Genomic DNA, 6,138 nt, shown 5'->3' on the forward strand with positions numbered 1-6,138 from the left:
AGTATCTCTGGGTGAAATTAACTCTGGACATTATCATGAAAAAAATAACACGACTTCTGCTGGCGACCACAGGTTTGTTGATGGCAATGGTTGGGCATGCAGAAGAGCCTAAAAAAGGCATTAGCGAACACCGTATTCCAGCCGTGAAACTGATTAACACCGCGAATAATCACTCTGCATTTGTAAAAGGCTCAATTCCTTCCCTGGCAAAACTTTCTTCCGAGAATCTCTACTTCAGTAATACTTTTGAAGAGTGGCAGAAAGGCGTGCATCCGGCGCCGAAAAAACAGTACGTGGTGACCCTTAAAGGCAGGCTGAAGTTTAAGGTCAGCGACGGCTCAACTTTCATCATCGAGCCAGGTACGGTGCTGCTTGCGGCCGATACGGCGGGTGAAGGGCATAGCTGGGATATCATCGACGGGAAGGAGTGGGTTCGCGTTTATATCCCGGTAGGCGATGACGACCACTTTATTGCGGATAAATAATTATTCTGCCAGGGACTCATCAATTTCAGCTCCGTTAACCATAAAGTGGGGAGGGGCTGCCACTCCTAAATATAGTAGTTTTAATTTTATCAAAAATATAAGTAGTGACCATTTATTGTCATCTTTCTGTCATTGTTTCTTGTTGTAAGTTCCTGGTGAATATTAGCTAAAGAAGTCTCATAAGCTGCCGATAAAAATCCGATAATTCAAAATATACTGTCGCAACCGTTGATGTGATTTCTACCGATTACCTCCTCTTATTGCCTGCGATATAACCATGAAAGCTCAGAGGGATTTATGAACAAACTGAAAAATATGCGGCTCAGCACTATGCTTGGGGCTGGCTTTGCGCTGGTCATCGCCATTGGATTCTTTGTCGCATTATTTGCCAGAATGCAGTTGGTTTCTGTTGGAAATAACCTGAATTACGCAGCGAATGTCCGCCTGGTGAATTTACTGCTGATCGTAAAAATTAAGGACAATATTACGGACAACGCCCACGATATTCGTGATATGGCGTTGTTCACGACGCTGCCGCATACCGAAGCAGAGAGCCGGGACTACATTACAAAAACCAACCTGGTACTGGAAAAGCGCATCACCGATAACAATACCCTTTTAAAACAGCTGGATAAGGCGCTAAAACTTAAGCGTTCCCGTGAGCTGTTCGACAATCTGAATAGCGTTCGCCCGGCCTATTCCCAGGCGCTGCGCAAGGTGATGAGCGTTAGCGCGGCAGGGCAGTACGATGCGGCTCGATCGCTGGTTATCAATGAAGTGGTTGGCCCGCAGGCCAGGGTACTGGACGCGCTGAGTGAGATGATTGGCGATCACTCCGGCACCACGGTGGCAATGTCGCGCAATTATGTCGATGAAGCGCACTTCTCGGGCAACCTGCTGCTGCTTATTACTATCATCAGCGCGGTGATTGGCTCTTTGATTGCCTGGGGCATCGGGCGAGCGGTTAAAGGCCAGCTTGGCGGTGAGCCAGCTTATGCCGTGTCCGTTGCCAAACAGGTTTCTGAGGGGCAGCTCAATACGGCCGTCGAGCTGAAGAGCGGTGATACCCGAAGCCTGCTTGCCGCCATGGACGATATGCGCAACCGCCTTTTAGGCATCGTCCGTGAAGTGCGTGATAGCAGCCATTCTATCTCTGTTGGTGCCAGCGAAATTGCGGCCGGCAGCACCGATCTTAGCCAGCGTACCGAAGAGCAGGCGGCCAGCCTGCAGGAAACGGCGGCCTCGATGGAACAAATGAGCCAGACTATTCAGCAGAATGCCGAGACGGTGCGCACTGCGACTCGCCTGGCAAACTCGGCAAGCGAAACGGCGACCCAAAGCGGCAATGCTGTGAATAACCTGGTGCTGACGATGCAGGAGATTAGCGACAGTTCGCGGAAAATTGGCGATATTATCGGCGTTATCGACGGTATTGCCTTCCAGACAAACATTCTGGCGTTAAATGCCGCCGTTGAGGCCGCCCGTGCGGGAGAGTCCGGACGCGGTTTTGCGGTCGTCGCCGGGGAAGTGCGTTCTCTGGCACAGCGTTCAGCTTCTGCGGCCAGTGAGATCAAAACCCTGATTGAGGACAGTATGCGAACAGTGACAAAAGGATCGGATATGGTTAGCTCTGCCGGTACGACGATCGATGACCTGGTACAGCAGTCCCACCGCGTGGCCGGGCTGATCTCTGAGATTGGCGTGACCACGGAAGAACAGGGACAGGGCATCGTCCAAATCAACGTCGCTATCACTCAGTTGGATCAGGTGACGCAGCAGAACGCTGCGCTGGTGGAGGAGTCAGCCAGCGCCGCCGAGAGCCTCCGCGATCAGGCCACCAGGCTTGTGCAACTGATGAGTATTTTCAATACCGGGCAGGCTGTAGCGACGGCTAACGCGCGGCTGGTTCAGGCTGCACCCGTTTTAGCGACGCGTAAAACCGCGCTTGCCGTGAGCGGCGGGAGCTCAGATAACTGGGAGAAGTTCTAATCTTCAGCGGCTGCCTGCCGGGTGCAGAGCAGCCGCATCCAGATACTGATAAGGCGTCAGAGGCTTTAAACGTGACTGACCCTGAAAAAATGAAGTTTGATTAATGGTACATTTGATCTCGCGTGTCACAGTCTTATTTATTAAGCGGTTGATTTTAAGGATAAATTATGACAACAGCGATTGATAAAGCATTAGACTTCATTGGCGGTATGAACACCACGGCCTCCGTGCCGGACCCTATGGATGAAAGCACCGCGAAGGGAATGTTTAGTTACCTGAAGCAGCTGGGCGTCCCGGCTAGCTCAGACGACGTAACGGCCCGAGGCGTTCAGGAGGGATGGAACGCCGATTTCACCAAAAAAGTTGCCGGTTGGGCGGACAAGGTTGAGTCCGGTAACCGCCTTATCATTAAAAACCCTGAATATTTCTCTTCCTACATGAAGGAAGAACTCCGGGCGCTGGTGTGACCTGAATACCCGTAATCGAGAAAATAAAAAGGCTGACTGAAGAGTTGGCTTTTTTTTTAAGACGGAAAAGCTATAACATCTAATTTATTGATGTGAGGGGTATAATGTTTATATAAATGAATCAGTCAGAGCATGTTTACTCGGATAAAGGCTGAACGTCGATCTCATCATATATAAGAAAAACCAAAAAAATGCAGATTGCATATATTGATTTACACGAAGAACTGCGTGCGTTGAATGCACAGCAGGACGCACTGGCGGCGTTCACTATTCTGATGGCAGCACACATATTTCGGCCTTGATCACCGCGACTCAGGCTTTTAACTGACTGGTGGAGGCTGCAGAATTTAACTATCAAAACGCGTTACGCCGCGTGACTCGGGAGCAGACCGAAGAGTCATAAAACTCTTTGCTGATTTGGGAAGGTACGTTTTTTTCAGCCTTTCGTGTGATGCAGACGATCTTATTTATCAAATGCGCCAGGTACGGCTGAACTGCCATTTAAGGTGGACAGGTTAGCGACACTTTATCGCCATCTAAAAATGAAACAACAAAAAAGCCACTCTTTCGGGTGGCTTAATTATATGATTTTAAAGCTAAAATTTGGTGGCCCCTGCTGGACTTGAACCAGCGACCAAGCGATTATGAGTCATAAAATTCGCATGTTTCTAATCGTTCGTCATTGACGCTTATTGTATTTTTAATTGTCTATAATCAATTGGTTACTATGTTATTTTTGTTTCTGATTGGTTCTCTCATCTCCTCATTGTACTATCGTTACCTGACCCATTACCTGACCCGAAATGGGCATCGGGTCAGGTAACGCTTATCCTTAGAAAGGTAAACTCATGGCCGCTAATCTTACCGAGACTGCTGTACGTGGATTGAAGACAAAAAGCACGGCGTACTACGTGTGGAGCAACAGCGCTCAACGTGGTACTGGCAGGCTTGGCGTTAAGGTTCAGCCTTCAGGCAGCAAAGTTTTTTATTTCCGTTACTACGTTGAGAAAGGGAAGAAAGAGAAATTCATTCAGTTAGGCATCTGGCCTGAGATGAAACTGGTGACGGCCAACGAGCTGGCGAAAAAGTACGGAGCCTGGCTTGTTGAAGGAAAAGAGCCCCAGCAAGAGCTTGAGCAACAACGCCTGGCCGAGCAGCACATCATGCAGCTTCATCGCTCGCAGGGCTCGTTTAAAGAGCTGGTGCATGGTTACGTTAATAAGATGAAGCTCGACAATAAGCGGACCTGGGTCGATGTACTGAAACGTCTTGAAAAAGAGTGCTATTCAGTCATTCCTCGTGAGACCAAAGCGAAGGATGTCACGCCATTACAGATCAAAACGATCTTATCTGGCATCATCCAGCGCGATGCGGTGGTCCATGCGAACCGAATTCGTTCCTACCTGATGGCGGCATTCAACTACGGGCTTAAAGCTGATAACGATCCGATGAATACCAGCGTGGGTATTACGTTCGGGCTTGAAGTTAATCCGGTATCGGCCATACCGAAGCAGTCCTCGGCGGAAAAAGTGGGTGATACATGGTTAACGCTGGAAGAGCTGCGTTTTGTCATGGAGCAGTTCGCTCAGGCAACCAACGTTGGGCCGTTGATGCAGCTCCTTATCCGCTTCTGTGTTTATGCTGGCGGGCAGCGCCCGTTTGAAATGATTGCCAGCCAGTGGAGCGCGATCGACTGGCAGCAAAAGACGTTATTGGTCATAGCCGATGTTTCGAAAAACAAGCGTGAGCACCTGATACCGCTGACCGATTCGGCACTACAGGAATTAGCCTCAGTTAAAGAGCTGACTAAGGAAAGTAACAGCCCCTATATTTTCCCGCTATCAACCAACGGTGAGCGTCCGGTACGTACTGATAGCCTGGCGCGTTCCATCATGTATTTCCGGGCCTTTAATCCTGAGTTTAAAGTTTTCACAGCGCGAGATTTACGTCGCACCTGTAAAACGCTGATGGGAGAGGCAGGAATCAGCAAAGAGATCCGTGACCGTATCCAGAATCATGCTTTGAACGATGTCAGCTCGAAACACTATGACCGTTATGATTACTTGCCTGAAAAGCGCAGGGCGCTTGAGATCTGGGAAGATAGGGTCAACAACTATCAGCGACAGCAGGAAAACAACGTTGTGAACTTGTTTGGACGGAGGTAAGAGCTTGGCAAAATATGAGCTTAATTCAGCAGAAGAGCGATATCAGCCGGGCTCTGGAGACTTGGTACTGGCTAATAAGTTAGGGATCACAGATGAAGAGGAAATGGAGGCGCTGGAATCTGGCTTGCTGCTGATGCTGTATGAGCAGCTATTTATTGAGGGCCAGCCGCCTGAGGCGCTGGCTTTTGAGCACATCAGCAGGTGGCATCGCCAATGGCTGGGGAATGTGTATGACTGGGCGGGGAGGTTACGTAATGCCAACTTAACTAAGGATGGCTTTCAGTTTGCTGCTGCCGACAGGATTCCACTTCTTCTCGATGGTTTCGAGAAACAGTTTCTCGCTCAGTCTGGTGCACTGAAATCCTTGGCTCGTCTGGAGCTGGTAAGTTATCTGGCTGAATGCCATGTGGAGTTTATTTTGATCCACCCATTCAGAGAAGGTAACGGGCGTCTGTCGCGGCTACTTTGCGATGTGCTGTCGGTTCTGGCAGGGAAGGGCTTACTTGATTACAGCCTGTGGGATGAGCACAAGGCGTTTTACTTCAAGGCAATACAGGCTGGCGTATCTGGGAACTACAGCCCTATGATGCAACTGGTGAGCGACATCTTGCCAGATTAACGGGCGAGGCCAACGGCTTTTGCCTGTGCCTGATTTTTTTTGAGTTGCTGCTCAATTTTTTGCACTGAAGCACCGGTTTCTATCGCGGTGGAGCTGGCAACGGCACGGTAGATTTGAGTCCTAGTGATCTGAGTATGTGCTGCTTTTTTTGTCATGGTGAGAGCCTCTTTTGCAGCACTGATTCTAGTTCGGAAGGAGGGGGGTCGCAAGGCGATCATCGAAAGTTTGAAGGGTGACGTATCCTTGTCTTACCCAAAAATCAGGCTGATTGTTATCTATTCGCTGCAGAATACAATAAGTTTTCTTGTCATCTGTATTTTTTGACTGTTGCGTTATTCTTGAGTTGCCACCATTGATACAAATCTTTTTTTTAGATTGATTTTTACAGTTTGTGATTTGACGCACATTAATAA

At 49.0% G+C, this 6,138-nt stretch carries 7 protein-coding genes; 5 read left to right on the forward strand and 2 right to left on the reverse strand.

Features of this window, described 5'->3' with window-relative positions; all coding sequences use genetic code 11:
* Window positions 1-35: 35 nt before the first annotated feature.
* From HX778_RS13930 to HX778_RS13950, 5 genes are all read left to right on the forward strand, one after another.
* Complete coding sequence (locus HX778_RS13930) at window positions 36-485, forward strand: hypothetical protein (RefSeq protein ID WP_176982343.1); 450 nt, start codon at window positions 36-38, stop codon at window positions 483-485.
* A gap of 297 nt (window positions 486-782) precedes the next feature.
* Window positions 783-2,474 carry a methyl-accepting chemotaxis protein gene (locus tag HX778_RS13935; protein ID WP_176982344.1) on the forward strand — a complete coding sequence of 564 codons (1,692 nt, stop codon included), beginning with the start codon at window positions 783-785 and terminating at the stop codon, window positions 2,472-2,474.
* Window positions 2,475-2,641: 167 nt separating this feature from the next.
* Window positions 2,642-2,941: a DUF1889 family protein gene (locus HX778_RS13940; RefSeq protein WP_038475895.1), complete on the forward strand. Its 300-nt coding sequence runs from the start codon at window positions 2,642-2,644 to the stop codon at window positions 2,939-2,941.
* 848 nt (window positions 2,942-3,789) lie between these two features.
* Complete coding sequence (locus HX778_RS13945) at window positions 3,790-5,106, forward strand: site-specific integrase (RefSeq protein WP_145538372.1); 1,317 nt, start codon at window positions 3,790-3,792, stop codon at window positions 5,104-5,106.
* Window positions 5,107-5,110: 4 nt separating this feature from the next.
* Entirely contained in the window at window positions 5,111-5,725 is a 615-nt protein-coding gene (locus HX778_RS13950; protein ID WP_145538374.1) for a Fic family protein, read from the forward strand.
* Here the strand turns inward: HX778_RS13950 and HX778_RS13955 are convergent.
* Window positions 5,722-5,880, reverse strand: a complete 159-nt coding sequence (locus tag HX778_RS13955; protein WP_145538375.1) for a hypothetical protein — start codon at window positions 5,878-5,880, stop codon at window positions 5,722-5,724. The two genes, HX778_RS13950 and HX778_RS13955, sit on opposite strands and share 4 nt — an antisense overlap.
* A gap of 28 nt (window positions 5,881-5,908) precedes the next feature.
* Window positions 5,909-6,138: hypothetical protein (locus HX778_RS25020; RefSeq protein ID WP_218167140.1), on the reverse strand; the 230-nt coding region annotated here is incomplete at its 5' end.

This window comes from Cedecea sp. P7760 (genome assembly GCF_013386425.1).
Taxonomy (GTDB): Bacteria; Pseudomonadota; Gammaproteobacteria; order Enterobacterales; family Enterobacteriaceae; genus Cedecea; species Cedecea selenatireducens.